This window comes from Cytobacillus eiseniae (assembly GCF_017874625.1).
Lineage (GTDB): Bacteria > Bacillota > Bacilli > Bacillales > Cytobacillaceae > Cytobacillus > Cytobacillus eiseniae.
In genome coordinates, this window is record NZ_JAGIKZ010000005.1 from 12,150 (window position 1) to 36,708 (window position 24,559).

General features: G+C 35.8%; 25 protein-coding genes and 1 riboswitch. Of the genes, 3 read left to right on the forward strand and 22 right to left on the reverse strand.

Annotated elements, in window-relative coordinates; all coding sequences use genetic code 11:
* Positions 1 to 124: 124 nt before the first annotated feature.
* From J2Z40_RS06175 to prsW, 5 genes are all read right to left on the reverse strand, one after another.
* Positions 125 to 307: a YpfB family protein gene (locus tag J2Z40_RS06175; protein ID WP_066395539.1), complete on the reverse strand. Its 183-nt coding sequence runs from the start codon at positions 305 to 307 to the stop codon at positions 125 to 127.
* Between the two features lie 69 nt (positions 308 to 376).
* Positions 377 to 1,033, reverse strand: coding sequence for a flagellar brake protein (locus tag J2Z40_RS06180; RefSeq protein WP_066395542.1), 657 nt, complete (start codon positions 1,031 to 1,033; stop codon positions 377 to 379).
* Positions 1,034 to 1,241: 208 nt separating this feature from the next.
* Positions 1,242 to 2,591, reverse strand: coding sequence for a germination protein YpeB (gene ypeB / locus J2Z40_RS06185; RefSeq protein WP_066395545.1), 1,350 nt, complete (start codon positions 2,589 to 2,591; stop codon positions 1,242 to 1,244).
* Positions 2,592 to 2,605: 14 nt separating this feature from the next.
* Positions 2,606 to 3,421, reverse strand: coding sequence for a spore cortex-lytic enzyme (gene sleB / locus J2Z40_RS06190; RefSeq protein ID WP_245350004.1), 816 nt, complete (start codon positions 3,419 to 3,421; stop codon positions 2,606 to 2,608).
* A gap of 652 nt (positions 3,422 to 4,073) precedes the next feature.
* A complete protein-coding gene (prsW, locus tag J2Z40_RS06195) occupies positions 4,074 to 4,745 on the reverse strand; it encodes a glutamic-type intramembrane protease PrsW (protein ID WP_066395551.1) in 672 nt (223 codons plus the stop codon).
* 131 nt (positions 4,746 to 4,876) lie between these two features.
* Between prsW and J2Z40_RS06200 the strand changes: the two genes are divergently transcribed.
* The gene (locus tag J2Z40_RS06200) at positions 4,877 to 5,848 is read left to right on the forward strand and encodes an asparaginase (RefSeq protein ID WP_180316779.1); all 972 of its coding nucleotides are present in this window, start codon (positions 4,877 to 4,879) and stop codon (positions 5,846 to 5,848) included.
* A gap of 397 nt (positions 5,849 to 6,245) precedes the next feature.
* Here the strand turns inward: J2Z40_RS06200 and J2Z40_RS06205 are convergent, their stop codons facing one another.
* The 10 genes from J2Z40_RS06205 to J2Z40_RS06250 all read right to left on the reverse strand — a co-directional run bounded on the left by J2Z40_RS06205 (position 6,246) and on the right by J2Z40_RS06250 (position 15,866).
* Positions 6,246 to 7,214: a YpdA family putative bacillithiol disulfide reductase gene (locus J2Z40_RS06205; RefSeq protein WP_066395555.1), complete on the reverse strand. Its 969-nt coding sequence runs from the start codon at positions 7,212 to 7,214 to the stop codon at positions 6,246 to 6,248.
* A 300-nt stretch (positions 7,215 to 7,514) separates the two neighbouring features.
* The gene (locus tag J2Z40_RS06210; protein WP_066395558.1) at positions 7,515 to 8,789 is read right to left on the reverse strand and encodes a Glu/Leu/Phe/Val family dehydrogenase; all 1,275 of its coding nucleotides are present in this window, start codon (positions 8,787 to 8,789) and stop codon (positions 7,515 to 7,517) included.
* Between the two features lie 183 nt (positions 8,790 to 8,972).
* Positions 8,973 to 9,548: a genetic competence negative regulator gene (locus tag J2Z40_RS06215; protein WP_066395561.1), complete on the reverse strand. Its 576-nt coding sequence runs from the start codon at positions 9,546 to 9,548 to the stop codon at positions 8,973 to 8,975.
* Between the two features lie 103 nt (positions 9,549 to 9,651).
* The gene (locus tag J2Z40_RS06220; RefSeq protein ID WP_066395564.1) at positions 9,652 to 10,425 is read right to left on the reverse strand and encodes a metallophosphoesterase; all 774 of its coding nucleotides are present in this window, start codon (positions 10,423 to 10,425) and stop codon (positions 9,652 to 9,654) included.
* A 234-nt stretch (positions 10,426 to 10,659) separates the two neighbouring features.
* Positions 10,660 to 11,292 (reverse strand): CBS domain-containing protein, encoded by a 633-nt coding sequence (locus J2Z40_RS06225; protein WP_066395567.1) that lies wholly within the window; start codon positions 11,290 to 11,292, stop codon positions 10,660 to 10,662.
* Positions 11,293 to 11,476: 184 nt separating this feature from the next.
* Positions 11,477 to 11,935 carry a YpbF family protein gene (locus J2Z40_RS06230; protein WP_066395569.1) on the reverse strand — a complete coding sequence of 153 codons (459 nt, stop codon included), beginning with the start codon at positions 11,933 to 11,935 and terminating at the stop codon, positions 11,477 to 11,479.
* A gap of 93 nt (positions 11,936 to 12,028) precedes the next feature.
* Positions 12,029 to 12,715, reverse strand: coding sequence for a LysM peptidoglycan-binding domain-containing protein (locus J2Z40_RS06235; RefSeq protein ID WP_066395572.1), 687 nt, complete (start codon positions 12,713 to 12,715; stop codon positions 12,029 to 12,031).
* On the reverse strand, positions 12,708 to 13,307 hold the full coding sequence (locus tag J2Z40_RS06240; RefSeq protein ID WP_066395576.1) for a CPBP family intramembrane glutamic endopeptidase: 600 nt from the start codon (positions 13,305 to 13,307) through the stop codon (positions 12,708 to 12,710). Before J2Z40_RS06240 ends, J2Z40_RS06235 begins: the two co-directional genes overlap by 8 nt.
* Complete coding sequence (locus J2Z40_RS06245; RefSeq protein WP_066395579.1) at positions 13,297 to 14,811, reverse strand: RecQ family ATP-dependent DNA helicase; 1,515 nt, start codon at positions 14,809 to 14,811, stop codon at positions 13,297 to 13,299. Before J2Z40_RS06245 ends, J2Z40_RS06240 begins: the two co-directional genes overlap by 11 nt.
* Positions 14,808 to 15,866, reverse strand: a complete 1,059-nt coding sequence (locus tag J2Z40_RS06250) for a YpbB family protein (RefSeq protein ID WP_066395582.1) — start codon at positions 15,864 to 15,866, stop codon at positions 14,808 to 14,810. The genes J2Z40_RS06245 and J2Z40_RS06250 overlap by 4 nt, the downstream gene beginning before the upstream one ends.
* Before the next feature lie 268 nt (positions 15,867 to 16,134).
* Here J2Z40_RS06250 and J2Z40_RS06255 point away from each other — a divergent pair, with 268 nt between their 5' ends.
* Together J2Z40_RS06255 and J2Z40_RS06260 are read left to right on the forward strand one after the other, a co-directional pair.
* The gene (locus tag J2Z40_RS06255) at positions 16,135 to 16,383 is read left to right on the forward strand and encodes a ferredoxin (RefSeq protein ID WP_003206564.1); all 249 of its coding nucleotides are present in this window, start codon (positions 16,135 to 16,137) and stop codon (positions 16,381 to 16,383) included.
* 97 nt (positions 16,384 to 16,480) lie between these two features.
* Positions 16,481 to 17,011 carry a GNAT family N-acetyltransferase gene (locus J2Z40_RS06260; protein WP_066395584.1) on the forward strand — a complete coding sequence of 177 codons (531 nt, stop codon included), beginning with the start codon at positions 16,481 to 16,483 and terminating at the stop codon, positions 17,009 to 17,011.
* Between the two features lie 267 nt (positions 17,012 to 17,278).
* Here the strand turns inward: J2Z40_RS06260 and J2Z40_RS06265 are convergent, their stop codons facing one another.
* From J2Z40_RS06265 to ccsB, 7 genes are all read right to left on the reverse strand, one after another.
* Positions 17,279 to 17,863 carry an ECF transporter S component gene (locus J2Z40_RS06265; protein ID WP_066395587.1) on the reverse strand — a complete coding sequence of 195 codons (585 nt, stop codon included), beginning with the start codon at positions 17,861 to 17,863 and terminating at the stop codon, positions 17,279 to 17,281.
* A 163-nt stretch (positions 17,864 to 18,026) separates the two neighbouring features.
* Positions 18,027 to 18,213, reverse strand: a riboswitch (FMN riboswitch).
* A gap of 206 nt (positions 18,214 to 18,419) precedes the next feature.
* Positions 18,420 to 18,569 carry a hypothetical protein gene (locus J2Z40_RS06270; RefSeq protein ID WP_157087830.1) on the reverse strand — a complete coding sequence of 50 codons (150 nt, stop codon included), beginning with the start codon at positions 18,567 to 18,569 and terminating at the stop codon, positions 18,420 to 18,422.
* Between the two features lie 263 nt (positions 18,570 to 18,832).
* Complete coding sequence (locus J2Z40_RS06275; protein ID WP_066395590.1) at positions 18,833 to 20,062, reverse strand: GerMN domain-containing protein; 1,230 nt, start codon at positions 20,060 to 20,062, stop codon at positions 18,833 to 18,835.
* Positions 20,028 to 20,588, reverse strand: coding sequence for an RNA polymerase sigma factor SigX (gene sigX / locus J2Z40_RS06280; RefSeq protein ID WP_066395591.1), 561 nt, complete (start codon positions 20,586 to 20,588; stop codon positions 20,028 to 20,030). The genes J2Z40_RS06275 and sigX overlap by 35 nt, the downstream gene beginning before the upstream one ends.
* 176 nt (positions 20,589 to 20,764) lie before the next feature.
* The gene (locus J2Z40_RS06285; protein WP_066395594.1) at positions 20,765 to 22,546 is read right to left on the reverse strand and encodes an ATP-binding protein; all 1,782 of its coding nucleotides are present in this window, start codon (positions 22,544 to 22,546) and stop codon (positions 20,765 to 20,767) included.
* The gene (locus tag J2Z40_RS06290) at positions 22,543 to 23,259 is read right to left on the reverse strand and encodes a response regulator transcription factor (protein ID WP_066395596.1); all 717 of its coding nucleotides are present in this window, start codon (positions 23,257 to 23,259) and stop codon (positions 22,543 to 22,545) included. The genes J2Z40_RS06285 and J2Z40_RS06290 overlap by 4 nt, the downstream gene beginning before the upstream one ends.
* A gap of 102 nt (positions 23,260 to 23,361) precedes the next feature.
* Positions 23,362 to 24,546, reverse strand: a complete 1,185-nt coding sequence (gene ccsB / locus J2Z40_RS06295; RefSeq protein ID WP_066395598.1) for a c-type cytochrome biogenesis protein CcsB — start codon at positions 24,544 to 24,546, stop codon at positions 23,362 to 23,364.
* Between the last annotated feature and the right edge of the window lie 13 nt (positions 24,547 to 24,559).

The window sequence follows — 24,559 nt, forward strand, 5'->3', positions numbered from 1 at the left end:
CATATGATCTAGTAAAATCACGTTATTTCAATCAGTTTGAAAGAAAAGCCATTTGACCACCAAAAACAATCGTTTGTGACCGCATTAAGTCATTTTTTCTCATAAAAAATAAGCAGGCGATTACCTACTTATTTCCATTAAATGTTTCGAGCAATTCCGTGAAGTTGTTGTCTGTTACCCCTTCATACTGGATAAGCTGGTTAAGTTCGGGAAAGGCATTCAATTTATGAAAAAAAATCTGTGTAATAATTAAAAATAAACATTGAATAATAACAATTTTAAGAAGAATTCTTTCAAATGTTTTCATATTAATCACTCCGCTCTGTGCTTTCATTCTATTATGAGAGCAAACGGAGGAAAATATTCCATTTATTAGTTAATCCAGCCCTTTTTTCCTGTATGCAAGCTGGCGATCGAAGCAGAAACGTAGAAGGAGCTGTCGATCTTTAGGGGAAATATCTACAAATTGAACAGAAATAATCGGATTCGCATCTTTCTTCTCTAATAACCTAACAACCTTACTTTTCAGCTTCAAATAATGTGTTTCTCCATTTTGCATAGGCAATACAAACCAATTATTAATCTCCATGCTTGGCTTCAACGGACAGTTCTTGGGGCTAATTATTGCGGCACCCCCTGCACTAATGTCATCAGTAATTGTAATCATTGGCGGAAATTCTGCGTTCATTGAATGTACAGCAACATCTACGGGCGTTTCAACACGGACATATTGTCTTCGTTGAATTCGCATGAGGTGTTCCTCTCCTGGATAGGATAAGACAATCATCGGAATATTATGCTTTACTCGACTTAGTACTTCACACTCAAAAAGGTAAACAGTATCATCCTCTGTGACAAAATTCCCTTTTAACTGTGTTCCGTCTAGGAGAAATACGGTTCGATTCGTTTCCATATTTTTAGGGTAATCAATGTATATTTTATTGTTTGTTTTTTCAACAATCTTACATTTATATTTTTCATCTTTCTCTGAATCACTCGGTTCCAAAATAAGAATATCACCAATATTAATCATGCTGACCACACTTTCTCTTCTAAGGATCATCTTATCTTAATTATGACATGCACGGAAAGGTTTGTACATATATGAAAGGGGAAGAACTTACCAAAAAAAAGCATAGTGATTGTTTCATAACAGCCTTTAATGAATTCATTATATAGCGCCTATATGAAGTATTTTTCGTCATATCCTAAAAAAAAGAAAAGCCGCTCGGGCTTTCCTTTTAGATAACATTTTCGTATATTGGTTCAGCATTTTTTAATTTTTCTACCTTTTCCTCTGTTCCATCTTCGGCATTAATAAATATACGATACGTATCATCGCCAAGTATTCCTAGGAATTCATAGCATAAAACTTCTTGATTTAGATCATTTATAATAATCGCCTTGCCTTCTTCCATTACATTCACTTGTGAACTAATTTTTGACCTAGCCTCTTCCGCCGAGATAGTTGGCACTGGTATTTCCCTTACATGATGTGCCCTTAAATAATCTTCTGCAGAAAAGCCAATCATCTTACCATTGTCCATTGCAATCTTAATTTTAACTGAATCTGGATAGATTCGAACACCCTTTTCTTTTGTGACAAAAGTAAATACGCCAATATTATCGTATTGTACACTTTCAAATAAATCTAGGCTCTCAAACTGATTATCCTTAAGAAATTTAACTGCCTTTTCACTCGCTTCATTAAGGCTGATTGTTTGTTTTTTCACATCTCTTGAGAGAATGAACCAAATTGGATACCCACCTTTTTTCGTAAGATCCATGCTCGCTTCGTTTTTTGTTTTTTTATCAAGAATAGTCACACTGTAAAATCCGTATTTAGAACCATCCCCATTTTCGGTTATGTTCACTTTCACATTATTGCCGAGCGATGCATATTTCTTAGCAATTTCTTCTGCCTCATTTTTCGTAATTTCTTTTCCTTCAAGATATTTGAAGTTCTCATCCTTTTTCTGCATATTGACAAATGCAGGGCCAAAATCAGTTTCTCCATAACCTTCTACCGTTTTTTCAACTGTTTTAAATCCATCGATAATTGTATTATCTGCAGGCTGCGAATCAGTGGCAAGCGCTAATTCTACATCCATCCAACGAAGATTATTTTCAAGCACCATATGCTGAACCTTGCGTAAATCCTGCTGAATGTCTCCTGCTTGCGAATATAAATTCTTTAAAGCCTGATATTCCTTATCTGATAATGGTTCTTTATCTAAATCCCTTACAGCTGTTTTATAACTGAAGTCACCAATTTGCGCAAGGAATTCCTCTGTCTTATTAAACGGAAGCAATGTTAATGGAAGCTGCCCAACATTTGAATGTGCTTCAGATGTAAGCTTCCAAACATCTGCTAATGCTGGTGACAAAGAAGAACGTGAATTCATCGCTAAAGTTGTTCCAATTTTATCATGCAAAACATCCATTTGATACGTTAAATCATGGAACGCACGTTGATAATTATTTTCCGCGTTAATTAAGATTGCATTTTTCTCGCGATGCTCCTGATACCCCCAAAATGCAGTTCCTGCTACACCGATAGTGAGTACACCGATCAAAATTCCTCTAAGCAATATTCTTCACCTCTCTATTTACAAAAAATATGTTTACCAATTTTCTTAATTTGAGGTCTAGTCCAAATCCAGCCGCTTGTAGCTGTATCCGGATTAAAATAATATAAAGCATTGCCTGTTGGGTCCCATCCATTAATCGCGTCTAATACTGCTTCTTTCGCCTTTTCATTCGGTGTTAACCAAATTTGGCCATCAGCTACTGCTGTAAATGCCCTCGGTTCGAAAATAACACCTGAAACAGTATTCGGGAAGGAAGCACTATTCACACGATTCAATATGACTGCTGCAACAGCTACTTGACCAGTATACGGCTCCCCCCTTGCTTCACCATAAACTGCATTTGCCATTAGTTGAATATCGTTTGAAGAGAAGCCATTTGGTGTATTTGCAGCTGACGGCTTTTGCTCTGTATTTTTATCAGCAGTTCCTGATCCGGTATTTGCCGGCTGTTTTGGTGCCTCAGTATTTTTTTCTCCTGATGGCTTTTGCTGCTTTTCAAGATCTACACCACCATAATGAGTAAATTTATTTCCCTTTTTGATTTGTTCGTTAACAAATTCTTTATTATACTTTGATGCATCAGTTAATTTCTTTTTTGTTTTCTCCCCTGCCATTCCGTCAATATCTAATCCAAATTCATATTGAAAATTTCTTAAAGCCCAATAAGTTCCCCAACCAAATACACCATCAATCTTTCCGTTATAAAAACCAAGGTATTGCAACCTTGCTTGCAGTTCAATCACATCATCTCCTACTGCACCTTGCTGAATGATTTGATTTGTAAACGCTGTGGCTTTTTCCTCATTCCCACTAATTGGAATCAAGAGCATACATAAAGTAATGATTAGAAATACTTTAGTTATGAACATATTTTTTTTCACAGATAGCACCTCCAAAGTAAATCGTTTTGCATTATCTCTATAATTTGTAGTAACTGGCTTTTTATGCAATTTCTATAGATTTAAATTAATGCAATTAAATTTCAAAGTTAAAACTAGCATATTTTGACGGCTGTTTTCGCAAATATTGTTGCTTATTAAGATAAAGTTGGTAAAGGTTGATTCCTGCGTACGTGTGCTCGCTTTCCGTGGGGTTGTCCACTTTAGCCTCCTCGTCACTCACGCTCCTGCTTAGGTCTCAGCTGTCCAACGCTTCCCACAGGAATTTGAGTAGGCTACTTAGAATTCACACCACACGAAGGAAATGCGACAGCATTTTCGAGGAACTCGCACCTTCCGCTCCAATCAACCGACCTATTTGGTCAAACTTCAAATATTTGATTCAAAAGCAATAATCCTTTAGATAAGAGCCTTTTATTTAAATCCTTTGCCCTTCAATTAACCTTCATTTAACACTTTCCTTTATGTAACTAAATTACATTTAGATAAGAGAAATGAAAAAGGGTACGATACCCATGATGGATTTCGTACCCTTTTTTTAATGTTGATGTAGAAATTCTTTGCTTTTAAACTGTTAAATTTATTAAAAGTGGAGTTGGTTTTCAAGATGTTTTGTATTTAAGGCTCTAGCTTTCTTTACTTTTCTTAAGCCTAGCCACCAAAGAAAGATCATGAAAGGAAACATAATAAACATCCAATTTTTCTGAGTCATTAAAATAAAGTCATATGTGCCATGCAAAACAAAGGGGAAAAATAGCGAAAGGAAAATCCATTTATATTTATGTGTTGCTGTAAATTTCCCTTTTCCGATATAATAACCCATGATAACACCAAAAAGGGCGTGGCTTGACACAGGAAGAAGTGCTCTTCCTAGTGCATGATCAATGCCATGGGCAACTAAATACAAAATGTTTTCTAACGTAGCAAATCCTAAGGATACAGATGCACCATAGACGATTCCATCATATGGTTCATCAAATTCAACATGCTGATAAACAATGTAGTAAATAATAAACCATTTAAAAAACTCTTCCAGCATGCTTGAGGAAAAAAAGGCACTTAAGAAGTTTGATTGGATAATGCTTTCAGTTTCAATAATATATTGGATAAACATGATTGGGAATACAAGGATTACCCCAAAAAAGAATGTTCTTAAAACCATCGAAATTGGCTCGGTGCTATATTGATCCTTTAAGTAAAAATAACTTAATAATGCTAATCCTGGGGCAATACCCGCAGATAAAATTCCAATCATGAGCTGCCCTCATTTCAAGTTGCTTTTCTCTAATCGTAACATGTTCATTTAAGATTGAAAATGATTTTTCAAATATTGGAATCAGAAAAGTAAAAGCAAAATATTTTATTATGATGGAGGAATAGATGCATATGAAAAAAATCTTAGTTATACATACAGGTGGAACGATTTCAATGAGTGAGGATGCTGCTACTGGTACAGTGAAACCTACAGAAGTAAATCCTTTAACTGAGAAAACAAATGAATTACTATCGCTAGCTGATATTATTATTGAGGAACCCTTTCATCTTCCTTCTCCGCATATTACGACTATTGAAATGTTTGAATTAAAAAAAATAATTGATAAATATCTTGATGAAAAGGAAATTTCAGGGGTTGTTATTACACATGGAACAGATACATTAGAAGAAACAGCTTATTTTCTTCATTTAACAGTTAATTCAACGATACCAATCGTAGTGACCGGGGCGATGCGTTCAAGCAATGAGATCGGTGCAGACGGTCTTTATAACTTGATTTCATCAATTCGTGTTGCAGCTTGTGAAGAAGCAAAGAATAAAGGTGTGCTCGTTGTATTAAATGACGAGATTCATACAGCAGAGAATGTAACAAAAACACATACAAGCAATGTGTCTACCTTCCAAAGTCCACAGTATGGGCCGATCGGGATCGTGACAAAAAGAGGGGTTCTCTTTCATCACCTACCGACAATAAATGAATTTTATCCCATTACAGGCATCACTAAACGAGTGGCTTTAATAAAAGCACATGCAGGGATGGATTCAACCTTATTATTTGCTATTAGAGATTTAGATTATAATGGAGTAGTAATAGAGGCTCTTGGACAAGGCAATCTTCCACCTGCATCAATAGATGGTATAAAAGCATTATTAGCTAAAAAGATTCCAATTGTCCTTGTCTCTCGCTGTTTTAACGGCATTGCACAGGATGTATACAGCTATGAAGGTGGAGGGAAGAATTTAAAAAGTTTAGGTGTTATTTTCTCCAATGGGCTTAACGGGCAAAAAGCAAGAATCAAACTCTTAATTGGCTTAGAGAGTACAGATCATGAGAAGACAATTGATCAAATGTTCGAAGTATAAACCAAAGAGCTGGCAAGGAGAAACAATCTCCTTGCCAGCTCTTTTATATTTAGGCTGTTTTCATAAATATTGTTGCTAATTAAGATAAAGTTGGTAAAGGTTGATTTCCACTCCAGGTTGCTCCCTTTCCGCGGGGTAGTCCGCTTGAGCCTTCTCGTCGCATTCGCTCCTGCATAAGTCTCAGCTGTCCTACGCATCCCGCAGGACATTGAGTAATTGAGTAGGCTTCTTAGAATTTACACCGCACGAAGGAAATGCGACAGCATTTTCGAGGATCTCGCACCTTCCGCTCCAATCAACCGATCTAGTTGGTCGACTTATTCATTCAAATATTTGATTCAAAAGCAACAAACTTTTGGAAAAGAGCCTATATTTAAGTTCAAAATTAAATGATTCTTTACTTCTTCTTTTCCATTATTGCTTTGGCTATGAGTTCACCATGAAATCGGCCATTTTCGATAAAGATTTCATTTGCATTATTTCCTGCTGCGATCACACCTGCGATGAAAATACCTTCTACATTCGTCTCCATCGTTTCATTATTTATAAATGGTCTCCCTGACTCTGCATCAATGGCTATACCCATTTCTTTAAGAAATTGATGATCGGGATGATATCCTGTCATTGCAAAAACGAAATCATTATTAATTACAAATGACTGTCCATTTTTACTATATTTCACTTCATCTTCGGATATTTCTTCTAAATGGGCATTAAACTCCATTTTAATCAGCTGATTTCGGATAAGTGAATCAAACTCCGGTAGAATCCAAGGCTTAATACTAGGAGAATATTCAGATCCCCGATAGATAACAGTTACCCTTGCACCAGCCTTTACTAACTCTAAAGCAGCATCTACACTTGAGTTCTTCCCGCCTACAACGACAACATCTTTATCAAAATAAGGGTGGGCTTCTTTAAAATAATGAAATACCTTTGGCAAGTTTTCCCCTTTAATATTCAGTAAATTTGGATGATCATAATAGCCTGTTGCTATGATGACGTGATTTGTTACATATTGTTGCTTCGATGTCTTAATAAGAAATTCCTGACTTTCAAGCTTTTCGACTTTTAACACTTTTTCATATGCTTGTACATTTAATTTTCTTCTTTTCACTACTTCCCGATAATAGGTCAATGCTTCATTTCGACGAGGCTTATATTCCACTGTAATAAATGGGATCTTGCCGATCTCTAACTTCTCACTTGTACTAAAAAATGTTTGATGTGTAGGATAATTGTAAATGGCGTTTACGATATTGCCTTTTTCAATAATTAAGGGGGTAAGATTTATTTCTTGCATGGCAATTGCAGCTGCTAAGCCGCAAGGACCTCCCCCAACGATAATGACATCTTCTCTTTTCATTTCTCCATGCTCCTTTAAATAATGGCTATTCCCATAAACCTTATTGCTAATTAGCACATATATGGCGAAAGTTGATTTGCTATTGGATGCGCATCAAACCTAAAGGAACGAGCGATAACACTCCTGCTCAGATCTCAGATGTCCCACAACTTCCTCTTCAATCAACTAGACCATTTTTGCACTAGTATAATTTTAATATTTTAACCAATCACAACATTCTTTTAGAAATAAGCCTAATAATAATAAAAAATCTCCCACCAATAATGATAGGAGATTTTTCTTGATAATTCAAATATACGTTTAAACCCAACCGCGGAATCTTGAAGCTTCAGCCATTTTTCTCACACCGACCATATAGGCAGCTAAGCGCATGTCTACACGGCGAGCCTCTGCCGTTTGATAAATATTTTCAAATGATTGGATTAAAATTTTCTGTAGCTTTTCTTCAATTTCTTCTTCTGACCAATAATACCCTTGATTATTTTGAACCCATTCAAAATAAGATACTGTCACTCCACCAGCAGATGCCAATACATCTGGTACTAGTAAAATGCCTCGTTCAGTCAAAATTTGTGTAGCTTCTAATGTAGTTGGTCCGTTAGCGGCTTCAACAACAATTTTCGCTTTAATATTATGTGCGTTTTCATCTGTTATTTGGTTTTCAATCGCAGCTGGAACTAAAATATCACAATCTAATTCCAATAGCTCTTTGTTTGTAATCGTATCATTAAATAAATTAGTTACTGTACCAAAACTATCACGACGGTCAAGTAAATAATCAATATCAAGTCCATTTGGATCATGAAGCGCACCATACGCATCAGAAATACCAATTACTTTTGCACCAGCATCATGTAAAAATTTAGATAAGAAGCTTCCTGCATTACCAAATCCTTGTACAACTACTCTTGCACCTACAAGATCGATGCCTTTTTTCTTAGCAGCTTCTCTAATACAAATTGTTACACCTTTAGCAGTTGCCGTTTCTCGGCCATGGGATCCACCTAATACTAGCGGCTTACCTGTGATAAATCCAGGGGAGTTAAACTCATCCATTCTACTATATTCATCCATCATCCAAGCCATAATTTGTGAGTTTGTGAATACATCTGGAGCTGGAATATCTTTTGTTGGGCCAACGATTTGACTTATCGCACGAACATATCCGCGACTTAAAGCCTCTAGTTCACGGAAGGACATATTTCGTGGATCACAAATAATTCCACCTTTCCCTCCTCCATATGGAAGATCGACAATCCCACATTTTAAACTCATCCAGATAGAAAGAGCCTTAACCTCTTTTTCTGTTACACCTGGATGGAAACGAATACCACCTTTAGTTGGACCGACTGCATCATTATGCTGTGCCCGGTAGCCGGTAAAGACTTTCACAGTTCCATCATCCATCCGGACTGGAATTTTCACTGTCATCATTCGAAGAGGCTCTTTTAAGAGCTCGTACACTTCATCTGAATATCCTAGCTTCTCCAATGCCTTGTGAATGACAGTTTGAGTTGACTTTAAAACGTCAAGTTTGTCCTCATTATTCGTTTCAGTACCATTCTTGGCTACCATCAGTAAACCTCCTAGAAATCTCTTTCATCATTTGATGTCCTATCCAGACATTAGTATACACCTTTGTTTAATTTATGCAAGAAGAAAAAATGTTTTTTCTCATTTTTTGATCAATTTAATGTAAACGCTCCCAATCCTTTATCTACACTAAAAGAGGAGAGAAAAGTTACTCTCCCCCGCCTATTATTGAAAATGCTTGATCAGCACTTCAATTGCCTTATTTTTAATGATTTCATTCCCATATTCCTTTAGCATATGAATACTTACAATCGATGGATTTCCATACTCTGTAAGTAGTGCAACTAATTTATTGATTTCTGCGGGATTATGGTTTGCAAGATGGAAATAATATTGATCATTAAATGAATACAATGATCCCTGTGTAATATTAATATTAGCGAGTCGTTTAGCCATCTGTATTACAGTCTCAAACTCATCCATTTCAAAAAGAATATCCTCACCCTCCATGATCACTTGCATCTCAATCAAGCCATCTTGAAAGTTTTCATCATCTTCCTGTTCTTCCATCGTTACAATCATAATCATCCCTTGAGCCTGCATGGAAAAAATCTCAACCGCAACAGAGCCATGGATTTCAACACCAAACTCTTCACTAGCTTCCTCCAACATTTCATGAAAAAGCTGGTGCCATTTCAAGGAATCCTTCCAAATATCATCTTTTGTAAGGCCTCTTTCCGTTAAATCATCTAATGTGAGGAAAAACTTAATCTTATTATAATTCAAACGTTCTAAGCGCATGCAAATGCCCCCTGCCGTGAACCAACTCTTTTGTTTAGTGTATGAAATGCTTCCATCTTTGTGAGTCGTCCATAAATATTGCATGCTGCGCTTTTACAAAAACTTATCCTTTACTTAATGTAATAAGATGCGTCTCCGACTTCGCTCCTAATCTAAAGGGCAAAGCTGTTGTTCCATACCCATTACTAATTAATAAGGTTGTGTCCTTTATCTTTTTTACCTTTCCTTTTTCATACGGACTGTACCCCAAAATATGAATTTGTCCGCCATGTGTATGACCACTTAATACAAGCCGTATTTGATGTTCAGGTTCAATTTGACTAATGATTTGTGGATTATGACTAACAAGAATTTTGAATCCTCCTTCACCAGCATCCGCTAAAGCTAGATCTAGCCGATCCCTTTTTTGGCTTATATCATCTACCCCCAAAAACGTTAGTCTCTCACCTTTTCGAGACTCAAAAAAGACAGCCGTGTTATCTAATATCTTTACACCATACTCAAGCAATAATGCATCTAAATATCGATATTCCACTTCATAATCATTGTTTCCCCAAACAAAGAGAACATCTCCAAGTGATGTTAACTTTTGAAGATTTTTTTTTACTTTTTCAAAGGAAACGCCCTTTTCTAATAAATCCCCACCAATAATAACAATATCTACTTTCAATTTCTGTACTTCTTCAATGATCTGATCTGTTACTTCTCTTTTATGAATGTCAGAAATAAAAAAGAGCTTTACATCTCCAAATGTTTCCGGAAAATCAGCAAAATTCATCTGCAATTGAATCACCCGGTTGGCAAATGCCTCCTTGATCATATAAATAATTAAGAAACACACGAATAATAGTATGGCAATGATGAAAAAAAAGCCCATATTTCCTCCTAGCTAAAGCAAAATTATAATCTAGAGTAATATTACTTTTATATTATCTAAAGAAATAATAACATGATGATAAAAAAGATGAAATGAGCAAGTATCCTCATGGGCCTTAAAATCTGGCAATGATGGAGGAGCCGCCTTCTCTATGTATAACTGGATACATAATCAAATCAATTAAAAACCCTCATATTTCAAAATATGAGGGGGGACTAGTATCACTTCATTTAATCAGTCTTCCGTCACATCAAGAATTCGGAAACCTGAATTTTCAAGTTTTTTAATGAATTGATTGATATTATCATTCTTTTCTACTTTCATCACGATTCTTCGGATAAGCTTATCTGTTTCATCAAACGTCACAATTGAAATAATATGCTCATGGTACTGGTGGGCAATATCTGAAAGCTTCGCCAATCGGCCTTCGATCTCAGAACTAGTAAAGGCAATTCGGATGCCTGGTTTATTCATACCAAATGCAGATTGAAATTGAGCCAAAACATCATAACGTGTAACAATTCCTTGGAATTTTTGCTTTTCATCAAGGACTGCCAGCAAAGGGAAATCCTTTAAATCAATAAGGGTATTCTCAAATATTTCATTCCCCTTTAAATAATGATCCTTGTGAGTAGCAATATCCTTCACTTTTGTATTCTGTAAATAGTCCTCTTTCATAATATTAGCCGAAAAGTAGTTTTCGTATATTCCGTATCTTGTCACAATCCCAACATACGTTTCTCCATCCAAAACTGGCAAGCCATCAATATGATTTGCTTCTAATTGTTCAAGCGCTTCCTTTACTGACTTGTTATGGTCAATCGTATAGCTTTTATATTTTGGAATTAAAACACTTTTCACAAACATTATCCATCACCTCAAAATATTATTTACAGCTACAATAATATTATTCCACATTCAGCTTAGGAAACCTTCTTTCAAAGAAAACATTCGTATTAATTTGTGTACAAATAGAGAATTCCGTATATCCCATTAAGGATTGTCTTCGTCTTTCTGAACTATTTCCAACAATTCTATATTACACTCTTCACTATTTATTCTCATGATAAAGATTAATATCATAGTTTGCTTTCATCATTTCAAAAACGATATGACGATTCTTCCATTCTTCTTCCTTTTTCCATAAATCTTTGCTTTTATCAATGATTTCACATCGAAGTGCTTGATATTCTTTCTCCGCTTTTTCTTTTTTTGTTTTTAATAAATTCATGAAGCCAAAGAGGCTCACAGTAAAAACAATTAAGTATAAGTTTTCGGAATGATTCACATAGGCGGAGAACATAGCTGCAAAAGAGTAAAAATATGGTTCAATCACAGTCTGATTAATATACAGCAAGTAGAAAAAAGAAAGAAATACGGTTGCCCACATAACAATTAAATGGCGGAGCTTCAATTTATCGAATTTTCTTTTTCTCTCAACAACTTTTTGAAGCATCTGTCTTGTTGCCTGATCTGTTCTTTCATCAAGCATTTTAATTGACGTTTCCATTTTACCCTCCTTACAAAGCTCAAGTAGGAATGAATACTTATGTATTCTAACTATATGAGCTTGTACGAGAGGTTATGAACATTTGAAAACAAATTAATTTTTCGGAATCGTTAATACTTGACCTACACGAATTTCATTGTTCTTCAGATTGTTTGCCTTCTTAATCTTTTCAACACCAGCTGGTGATTGATAATAATTCATCGCAATCCGATATAATGTTTCACTCTGCTTAACCGTATGGTATACGACCTTCTCTTGCTCTGGTTGCTGCTTCTCAACTGGGGCTTTAGGCTGTTCCTCTTGTTCAGCCGCATCAGAAGCACCTTTATCCCCCTCATCTCCCGTTACAGGATCTCTTGGAGGAGGAATGACCTCATCTGTTACATTATTAGCAGCATCATCAGTTGATGGACGATCCTTATGAACCGGTGTCTCTTCGCTTTCTTCGATCATTATTTCCTTATTTTCATCTCTATTCTCATATCCAACTGTTTCAAATCCCGATTTTGTTGAATCCACTTTTTCTGCATCATCCCTATTTTGTAGATATTGATACATACTAAAAATAGTAATTGGCAAGAGGATAAAGAATAGAGCAAGCAATCGAATAACAGGGTATTTAATCTTCCATTTATTTTTCTTGCGTTTTTCTTGATGTAGCCTGCTTCTAGGGGGCAATGCTTCTTTTACTGGCAATGGTTGATCTGATTCGATTTTATTTTTTGCGATTTTTTTCCGAAGCCGTTCAGCTTGATCTCTGTAAGGATCTTCTCTATTCATTGAACATCCCTTCCTGTTTGTTATTCCTGTACTTAATCAGTACACCTAATAAAAAATCAATAATAAAATGCATAAATATTGTTACGACTAAATTACCTGTTACTTCGTATAAATAACCGATGAAGAAGCTCAAAAGAATAATATTTAAAAATAAAAACCAGTTAAATAAGTAACGATAGTGGATCACTGCAAAAATGATACTTGCAAAAACTAAGCCAACATTTGTCTGGATAATTCCACGAAATAATATTTCTTCACTGATTGAAATCATCGCAGCCATTAAAGCAATATGGGAAATAGAACGGTTGCGAAAAATCCTTTCATTCAATCCACCATCATCATAGTAAGATGATGGGAGAATTTTCATTAACGTAAAATCAAGCAAGACGACAACCAACCCTGCGCCACCGCCAATTAAAAGAATATTCCGATCCTCCCAATTAAATAGCTGAGTGAATTCACCCACATCATCAAATAATATCATACCCAAAATAACTGCAATCGTTAATAGGATGATTTGCGTTAAATAAAGATGAAATACTAGCTCTCGATCAGACAGCTCTTTTATCATTTCCGCATGCTTATTTTTCATCGCTTCGCTCACTTACTAAAAGAATATTTGCCAATTGTTGTTTCCAATTATAAGAGGAATTGGCAACTTGATGTTTGCTTATTTTCAAATCAAAAACTGTCAAATCTATTCCACATTGATCACAGCAATTCTCTACCTCTATTGTCATATCTTCATCAAAATACTTCAAGATTTTTTTTCTCCTGCACTGCTGTATTTGTGAACAAATCCATAAATGCATCTCACTAATTTTTCTTTTTTTAACTTGTAGACGCTCATTTATAAATAATGTTAACTTTTGGAATTGAACCTTTAGCAACAATTCCTTTTGATCTACTAAATAATCCCTTATTATCCGCCATTGAGTTTCTGTTAGCCCCGAAATTCTTCTGATGTCAATTTCGAATGAAGCTAGATTAGTTGTCATATGATGATTCATTTCAAGATACTGATAAACAGCGTTGACTTGGACTTCACTTGGCAATTCTGCCTCTGCAATCTGGTATGGTAGCTGCTCATCACCAGGAGAATATAAAAGGATGGCTACACTTTTCTTTCCATCTCTTCCAGCCCTGCCTATTTCCTGTAAATATGATTCAAGCTGGAGTGGCATATGAAAATGGATGACAAATCGAATATCCTCTTTATTAATACCCATCCCAAATGCACTAGTTGCACAAATGAGATCTAATTGACCATGTAAAAACTGTTGCTGAATCAGAACTCGGTTTTCCTGCTCCATGCCCCCATGATAGGCCATGACCCTAGTCATTCCATGCTCCCTTAAGTAGGCGGACATCCACTCTGTTAGTTTTTTACTCGAGAAGTAAATAATTCCAGGACCTTCTAGTCTTTTGACTAGTTCAACTATTCGTTCTGACTTCTCCTGATAGGATTCAACCGTTTCTACTACTAAAGAAATATTGGGGCGATCAACAGAATAAATAAATTCATTCCAATGATCCAAATGAAGCGAAGCGATTAACTCATTCTTTACTTCCTTAGTTGCTGTAGCGGTTAGAGCGAGAGTTAATGGCTTCCCTAATTTATCACGCGATTCCCCTAGCTTTAAGTATTCTGGTCTGAAATCGTATCCCCACTGTGAAATACAATGTGCTTCATCAATAACAAATAAAGAAATATGCAGTTTCTTTAATCCATCTATCACACTTTTTGATCGCAGCATTTCAGGTGAGAGGAAGATAAATTTATAGTGATGCAATTGTAATAAAGCATGATTCTTCTCATCAGCAGTTAAGAAAGAATTAAAGGCGATTACTCTCTTTTCACCATTCATCATTAACTGTTCAACTTGATCCTGCATTAAGGATAATAACGGTGAAATAATAATGACTTGCCCTTCTAATAAATAGCCAGGTAGCTGATAGCATAATGATTTCCCTGTACCTGTTGGGAGCATGGCAATTGTATGATTCCCTTCTAACAAGGAAGTAATAATTTCCTTTTGACCTGGCCGAAAGGATGTGTAGGCAAAATACTTTTCTAATTGTATTTCCAAATTCATTTCTTCTCACCTGCCTTCGCAAGAACTAAGCGAATTTCGAAATAATCCGCATTGGGAACAAGTTCTCGAATATACTTGAGCTGCTTTGAAGTGGCAGTCTTAATTGCATTTGAGATGACTTTTTGCTTTTCATCATTTATAAAAGGAGAAATATCAAAGGACGGCATATTCAGAGCTATTTCAACTACATGATCTTCAATCGTGCTTCTTTTTAGCTTCCTTATCGTACTAATCTTCTCTAATGAATAGCCATTATTTAGTAATGAAAGGGTTTTACGGCTTGTTTCAGTTAATGGGACAAAACTTCTTCTATCCGCTATAAGCAAATTTAATAAAGGATACTCACTCTGTTTCATTTCGCATATTTCTAACATATAATGGAGAATCCCGAGAAATTGAAGATGATATTCATCCTTTTCCATACAAAGTTGCTCAGCTGCCTGACCTTCTGTTAATCCAATCTGACGAAAACCTGTTAATCTTTTCACAAAAATATCTGGATTTACGTTCGGATGAGCTTCCAAACATTTCACTAACTCATCATATAGACGATCTCCTAATTCATCTCTGCTTAAATGGGCTTCTCGCAAAAAAAATTTGAGCCATTTTTGCAATTCCCTTTTTTTGTGAATTGGCAAGTATTTAGACTCTTGATTTCTAAGCTGTGAAATTACTTGAACAACTAAAGAAAGCCTTTCCCAAAATAATTTCGTCGTCTTATGAAATTGCCATCCGTTTAAATGATTGGGAATCGGATGCCTAGAAAAATAAGCTTCTATCGCTTTTATACCTTTTTGTGTAACAAGAAAACTTTGTTCAGAAATAGGTGCAAGGTATTCTTGTTTACACAGGCTTGAAATTATCTCATCTAAGTATGATCTCGTTAATAACGGATACGTACTAAATACATTTGTCAGCTTAAATAAATGAGCATCCTGAATGGTTTGAGCTGATTTTTTTCCGTTTAATAAATGCAGAATAGAATAAATTGTCCGCTCTCCACTAATGTGCTGCAAACATTGTAAAATGATCATTGCTAAATATTTTTTTTCCAATTAATCACCCGCTAATCTCAATAAAAAAACAGGATTGATTCCTATTAATCTATTCATTATAATATAGTGACCTAGATCTTATTTTATCATGAATGAATTTAATAGAGTTTGTTTATTCTCACTTTTGTTTGGAATCTTTGTGTGATAAGCATTCTCATTACTTTTTCTATTGAAATATTGTTCATTCAGTCTTACAATAGAAATGAGAAATACAGATTACGATTCAAAAATAACAGAATATTTGTTTTAAATCTTGGGAGGTATTTTCATGGCAAAGTATACTATTGTTGACAAAGACACTTGCATCGCATGTGGGGCTTGCGGCGCAGCTGCACCAGACATTTATGATTATGATGACGAAGGCATTGCATTCGTTACACTAGATGATAACCAGGGAATTGTCGAAATTCCAGATGTATTAATTGATGATATGATGGATGCTTTCGAAGGCTGTCCAACAGACTCCATTAAAGTTGCTGATGAGTCATTTGATGGCGACGCACTTAAATTTGAATAGTTCTTTCATATTGCTGTAAGATATTAGCTCCCTTCGATCGAGAAAGGGAGTTTTTTATATGTCATGAATGGAAATCCGCTATTCAAGGAGGAGACAAATGTATACTTATATAGAGTTTAATCAAACAATGGCTGATGAATTAGTAGAGTTTTTAACATCAGAAACATGGAGTTTTCATGGGCAGGAGAATCCAACTGAGGAGTCTATAAGAAAAAATGTGGCGAACGGATTTTATAATGAAAATGGGAACCAAACATTTTGGATCGTCGATAATCATTCAAAAATTGGTATTATAAGAATTTTCGATTTAGACGATCCCATATGTTTATTCGATTTACGATTGAAAAAAAAAGTAAGAGGCAAAGGAATGGCTAAGCATGTCCTTCATTGGTTAAGCGCGTATGTCTTCAATACTTACACTCATATTATTAGAATCGAAGGTCATACGAGATCTGATAATCTTGCGATGAGAAAAACGTTCTTTAATAGCGGATTTGTAAAAGAAGCTTATAACCGCAGATCATGGAGACAAAGTGGACAATTATTTGATTCAGTTGGGTATGCAATGATAAGAGAAGACTGGGAGAACAATACTAAAACAATAGTAGATGATCACTTTCCATATTAACGGACAAAACTACATAGAACAAATGCATAGGCGCCTAAGGTCTCGCCGTACAAACTGGATAACTGCCCCTCTCGATAAAGGAAACACGGTGAGCGTGAGCTAACCGCGTTTGACGCAATCGTTGCGGAGCGGTACTGAAGTTTGATAGGCGATAGGCGCCAATGCTGGACGTAGACTAAACTACTCATAAAGTTATACACAATGCGCAATTTTATAGTTTCCCAAACAATAAAAAAGCAACGGTACAGTGGCCGTTGCTTTTATCTATTAAATAGCTGTTTTGAATGAACCTTGTTTTTTGATCCAAGGACTCATACGTGCAAATAACAGCATAAATACAAATGTAATTAGTAAGCCTTTAACAAGATTAAAGGGCAAAATCGCTGTAACTACAACCGTCCGTATTTCTGGAGCGGACATTGCAGGCATATTCAAAAACAGTGTATAGGCTGGATAAATGACAAAATAATTCAGCACACTCATAACAGTAGCCATTATGAACGTACCTATAACTAACCCAAAAGTCATGCCTTTTTTTGTTTTCATTTTGTTATAAATATAATACGTAGGAAGAATAAACAAAACGCCTGCAGCGAAGTTTGCAAGATGACCAACTGGAACACCCGTTGCACTTCCTGTCATGAAATAATCTAAAATATTTTTGATTAATTCAACTAAAATACCAGCAATGGGACCAAAGATTAAAGCAGCAATCAATGCAGGAATATCGCTGAAATCAATCATTAAAAATCCCGGAAACGGTGGCAATGGAAAGTTCAGCAGCATTAAAATATACGAAATACTGCTTAGCATCCCAATCCCTACTAAAGCTTTAACTGTTAATTTTTTCATTTTCCTCTCTCCTTTTTAGGACTATCTCTCCTAAAGAAGAAAGGTTCAGCAGAATTAAACGCCCATGCAAAAGAAAACCCTCAAGCTTATCACTTGAGGGAGATTACAAAGGCTCACTTAATAAACGTTCAAATAACCTGCATTTTTTGAACGTCTGCAGAACCTCCATCTTCTCCCATCCAGACTGTACTGTCGGCTTTGGAATCACACCAAATCCTGCCCCAAGCAAAAACTTCATCATGTTTAACATGTAAACATTGAAGAAAGAATTTGCTATTATAGGCTCGCGGGCTTAGAATCAAAGACTCATCACCGCCGGTCGGGAATTTCACCCTGCCCCGAAGATAGACCGTATAATTTTATACAAATATAATTATACTCGAAAACAAATAAATTTGGAAGAATTTCATATGTAAATTGTCAAATACTTATTAATCATTATTTTCGACAATTATACCCCAGCTGCATTAGGTAAAAACTTGGCGTATTGGTTTTCATAAATGGATCATTAGCCAAGTGCCCCCATCTCTTTCTACATTAACTTTTGAAGACAATTCTAGCTTATTATCTCTTCAACTTTAGCCATTTCAATTTCTAGCTGGTCAATCTCAATCATTTCCGCCTGTATATTCCTCCCACCAAGGAATAACAAGCTCACACATACCCCCATAATTCCTGCTATCGCAAAACGTTTAACATAATCCACTTTACTTTCTCCTCCATTCAATCCATCCTACCATATTCACCATATGAAGATGGGACAGCCTTTAGTACAAGATTTGCGTAAACACCTTGATATTCGCATGCATAGCTGAGTAAAGCTTATTTTTGACTGATTGGTGTGTTGCCTAGAGGGTAACTACTACTTAGTAGATGAAAGAAATCGAGGCATCATGATTATCCTTCTATACTTTTCAAAAGCGGCTTACCCTTCAAAAAAAAGATAAGCCAGATGGCTTATCTTTTTAGTTACGGCAAGCTGCGTTTATTAGCTGCTATTGGTACCTTGATTTCCTGATTCAAATCAAATTTGCCTACTGATTCAATATTTGCATTTTCAATTTTTACTGTTTGATAATCAAAATCCTTAGCAGTTAGTAGAATGGCTTCGATTACATGCAATGTCGCTTCGTCATTCATTATAGTAGACCCTTCAATAAGATGGATCGTTAAATTTTTATTAGTTTCATCCTCTTTTGTTTCAAAATTTAAAGTTTCTGGAATAGAAGGTTGTAAATTCGCTTCTTTCCGATGTTCTTTCATTGCTACAAATGCTTCTTTTATCGAATCTAATTTTTCTCCATATGGAACTATAAATGGCTGGGATGCTGTTGGATCTGGATAATAAAAATAATAAGCATGATTGCCGGTAAGAGCATCCGGTACGAAGCTCTCGATAAATCCATAATGGCCAAAATCAATTCCTAGTTTTCCATTTGTCAGTAATTGAACCTTTTCAATATTTAACTCAGCCATCGTATAGCTTAGCGCATCATTAAAAATGTTTTCAGAGGCGGAACCCATCCCATACGTATGATCAGTCGGAACATCTACTGTTAATAAATTACTTTCCTCATCAAATGAGAGCTCAGCGTTTAGCGGGAAATAATCAGTAAGTCCCCATTCCTCTTCCATTAAACTTCCCATATTTTTTTTGAACAGCTCAAATTTCGTCTGTCCCTCTTCCTTCGAAACAAGAATGCTTACTGGAACGGTCAGCATTATATTCGGATCTGGAATGGCGTAAGTTAACACCTCCAGGTCACCAAGGTCTTCTTCATATACAGCGGTGGAAGAATCAGACTCATTAAACATTCTGATGCCCCTGTCACTTTCATTCTCAGTATCAATACTTTCTTCTGTTTTCTTTTCGTTTTCGTCAAGTACCGTTATATTCTTTTGCTGTTTATCAATAGAATCCTCATTCATAATTGAAATTTCCGATGTGGCAGTATCCATTTGGTCCAATGCTTTTTCTTCAGAAAACTGACCTTCTAAAAGGGTGGGTGCAAGAATGAAGAATAGGAGTGCAGCGGCTGCAGCTGCGGCTGTAGGCATGATCCATCCTTTTTTCTTTTGTTTATTCATCTTCATCGTTATATTTTGATAAAGTTCGTTTGGATCACGTTCATCTTTTATTTTTGGCATTTGTGCTAGTAATTCTTTAATCTGCTGATCGTTCCAATCTGGCTCCTTCACTTTCCGGCCCCTCCTTCCCATTCATTTCTTCCATATGTTTTCTTAATACTTTCAATGCTCGATGCTGGGTTGTTTTTACTTTACTTTCTGTCCAGTCTAAGCTTTGAGCTGTTTCAATGATTGAAAATTCGTGAATATATCTCATAACAATGACAAGTCTTTGATCAATCGTACATTTATCTAGGCATTTATAAATTTTTTGAATCTCTTCATTTTGAACAGCAATCTCTTCAGGAATTGGATGATCATCCTTCACTTGAGCGGTAGACCAGTCAAATTTCTCCAAAATACGCTGTTTCCATCCTTTTTGTTTGCGGAAAGAATCGATTGCCACATTTCTCGCAATTGAAAATAACCATGTTTTTTCACTGCTTTTCCCTTCGAATCTTTCATATGATTTTAATACTCGAATATATACTTCTTGTACTAAATCTTCAGCCTGCTCTTTGTTTTTGACCATATAAAAAAGAAATTGAAAAACGTCATGATGATATTTTCTATATAATTCATCAAAAACGGAGTCCATCGATTCCCCTCCCCGTTCATTAATATAGTCGCAAAATAATAAAAAAAAGTTACACCTTTAAATATAGTATTTCCTATACAGAAAAGGAAGGATTTTTCTAAAAATCCCTCCTCTTTCAAAAAAGATCATTATGAATGTTTCTCATGAATCAAGAACAATCGGCAGCTTCTTCTATATTATTCGAATTTTCGAGGAATAAAGATGGAAAATGTCGTCCCTTGTCCTAGTTTGCTTTGAACTGAAATTTGTCCTTTATGTGCAGTGACAATATGCTTAACAATTGCAAGCCCTAAACCAGTTCCAGAACGTCCTCTTGTTCTAGCTTTGTCCGCTTTGTAGAATCGCTCAAAAACAAATGGCAAATCCTCCTCAGGAATACCTGTTCCTGTATCAGTAACTTCAATAAATAATCCCCGCGTATCACATCGTTCGATTACCGTCACATTCCCTGCATTTGGCGTATGTCTAAGTGCATTATCAATTAAATTGATTAATACTTGCTCCATTCGGTCAGGGTCAAAACGAAAGTATCTTTCTGCTTCATCTATTTTACATTCTAGATGAATTCCCTTTTCTTTTGCGAGCCCAAGAAATTTCCTAGTAATTTTCTCAAGATAGGGATTGATTTCTACGTCTTCAATCGTAAGCTGAATATGACCTGCTTCCATTCTTGCAAGATCAAGTAGTTCATTTACAAGCCTGCCCATTCGTAATGATTCATCGTAAATCACTCGAGCCATTTCTTTCTTTTCCTCATCTGTTCCAGCAATATCATCAACAATGGCTTCACTATATCCTTGCATCATTGAAATAGGTGTTCTCAACTCATGTGATACATTTGCAATAAAGTCCTGTCGAAGTTTATCAAGCTTTCTTTCTTCTGTCATGTCACGAATAACAGCCACTGCACCTCGAATGTACTCATTATTATAGAGTGGACTGACAATCATCACCCAGAATCTTCCCTGAATAGAGATCTCTCCAACCTGCTCTTTCTCTGTATCGACAGCCTGCTGATAGAGTTCCATCACTTTTGAAGGGACTGCACCTGCATCTATTTCTCCATCCACTTTTTCATAATGCCAATTTTGCAAGAAGCGTTCTGCAGGAGGATTCGTAATAAGAATGGTTCCATCCTTATTAAATGTAATTACGCCGTCTGCCATCCCACTTAAAATACTTGCTAGCTGCTCTTTTTCTTGGCTTAAAGCATTCATATTAAACTTTAGCTGTTTGCCCATTTGGTTAAATGCAATCGCTAATTCACCAATTTCATCACTCGATGATAACAAAATCTTCGTATCGAATTTTCCTTTTGCCACTTCAAATGCTGCTTCTCTCATTTTTCTTAATGGTGCAGTAATTCGAGTGGATAGGAAAAAAGCAAAAATAGTTGTTAAAATAATCGCTACCCCTGCAGCAAGAAAAATAAATTTTGTTGTTGTTCTTGTTGTTTCCTGCATCACAGTTAATGATTGATAAATGAATACAGCATCATCCATATTTTCTGTATCTTTTAACGGCACACCGATAATTAATATTTTCGAATTATGATCTTCATCAATCCCACTTTCAGAAATAGAAGACATTTTTTGCACCGTTTTATTTTCTGTAAAAACCTTTTGTAAATCCTTGTCCTGCCTTAAGTACGACAATGGCAACTTGAATGCTTGATTTTCATTAGGTGAATAACTAAATTCATTTTCATTATGGATAACAACAATCTTTGTCACATCATCGACTAATTCCCAGGCAATCTCTAACCCAATATCTTTTTCATGCTCATCTAATATACGAGCAATCTTTTGTGTAGTATTTGTAAGACCCTTTTCTGTTTGATTAATATAATAGTTGTCGAAAAACTCTAGAAGCATAATGGTTAAAATAAATAGAACAAAAGATACGAGTAAAATAATAGTAAACCAAAGCTTACCTACTACACTGCGTAAAAACATCATTCATTAATAACCTCAAACTTGTAGCCTACACCCCAAACAGTAACAATCATTTTAGCTGCTTGTTCAGATACTTTATTAAGCTTTTCTCTTAATCGTTTCACATGAGTATCCACTGTTCTTAAATCACCAAAGAACTCATAATGCCATACTTCTTTAAGCAATTGCTCACGATCAAATACTTTATCTGGTGATTTTGCCAAGAAATATAATAGTTCGTATTCTTTCGGTGTAAGACTTACCTCTTTCCCATCAGCTAACACACGATGTGCATCATTATCAATGGTTAAGTGTGGGAAAACGATTACATCTTTTGTAGTTGTTTCAGTTTGAATATAAGTTGTACTTGATGCACGGCGTAATAACGCTTTTACACGCAATACAACTTCTCTTGGACTAAATGGCTTAACAATATAATCATCTGTACCTACTTCAAATCCTTGTACTCTGTTAACTTCCTCCCCTTTGGCAGTTAACATAATAATAGGCGTAGCTTTCTTCTCTCTTACTTCACGACATACTTCAAGTCCATCCTTACCAGGCATCATTAAATCAAGAAGAATGACGTCATAATCATTTCCTAAAGCCTTAGATACAGCCTCATTTCCGTCTTCCGCTTCATCAATGATATAATTTTCTCTTTCTAGATACATTTTTAATAAACGACGAATTCTTTCTTCATCATCTACAACCAAAATCCTTACTTCTTTTTCCATAAATAGCTCCCCCTTCTTATATCCCCCAAATTATTTTAAAGAAGCCTCCACTAACGTGAAGTGAAGGCTTTTGTTCAATCTGTGTTTAACATTGAATGACACTTATCCGGCATATGAATGAAGACCAGCAATAACAAGGTTTACTGCAACAAGGTTAAACATAATAATAATGAAACCAATTACAGCAAGCCAAGCAGATTTCTCTCCATGCCATCCTTTTGATAGACGTAAATGCAAGTACGCAGCATAGAATAAGAATGTAATTAATGCCCATACCTCTTTAGGATCCCATCCCCAGAAGCGCGTCCACGCGATTTGCGCCCAAATCATTGCAAAGACTAAAGCACCAAGGGTGAAAACAGGAAACCCAATTAATACGGAACGATAACCAATTTCATCTACTAAATCAAGATTAATATGCTTTGTTAAAGGTTGCAAGGCTGCTCCAATTCGTTTTCGTAAAACTAATCTTAGCAACAAGTATAGAATTGACCCAGCAGCTATTGACCAAATCACAGTATTGAGTTTTTTTGCATTGATAATACCAGGCATAGCGAGAAGCGGTTCAAATTTATCATCTGTAAGAAGTTCCCATTCATTAGGACCTATAATAGCAGGCATTGCATATTCAATTTGCGCTTCTTGATCAAATTTATCAATATAATTAAACTCTGCTTTATAGCCCATGCTTGAGAAGACTGTTGTCATGATGATAAAACCAAGCGTACAAACAAGCCCATACATGATTGCCTCTAACCAAAAATTACTTTTAGTTGCTTTTGTCTGATCTAGCGACTTAACCAAATAGATTAATCCAGCAGCAAAGCTGATTGCTAATATTGCCTGTCCAGCAGCAGCAGTTGTCACATGGATGTGAAGCCAATCACTTTGCAGAGCAGGGATTAGCGGCGATATTTCCTTCGGGAACATACTCGCATACGCAATCAATAGAATCGCTACAGGCAATGCAAATACACCAAGTACCGGTGTTTTATAAATAAAGTAAATGATGATAAAAGCACCAACAAGGCACATGCCAAAAAACGTTGTAAATTCAAATAAATTACTTACAGGTGCATGTCCAGCCGCAATCCAACGAGTAATAAAGTAGCCTACATTTGCTACAAAACCAAGAATCGTTAAGAAAACTCCGATTTTCGCCCATTTATTCGGTCCTTTTTCTAATTGTTTCCCCTTTTTATCTTTAATAGAACCTGCAAAAAAGACTGTTGCTATTAAATATAGTATAAAAGCAACATATAATAAATTCCCACTTAAAGAAACCATTGAGTTCCCCTCC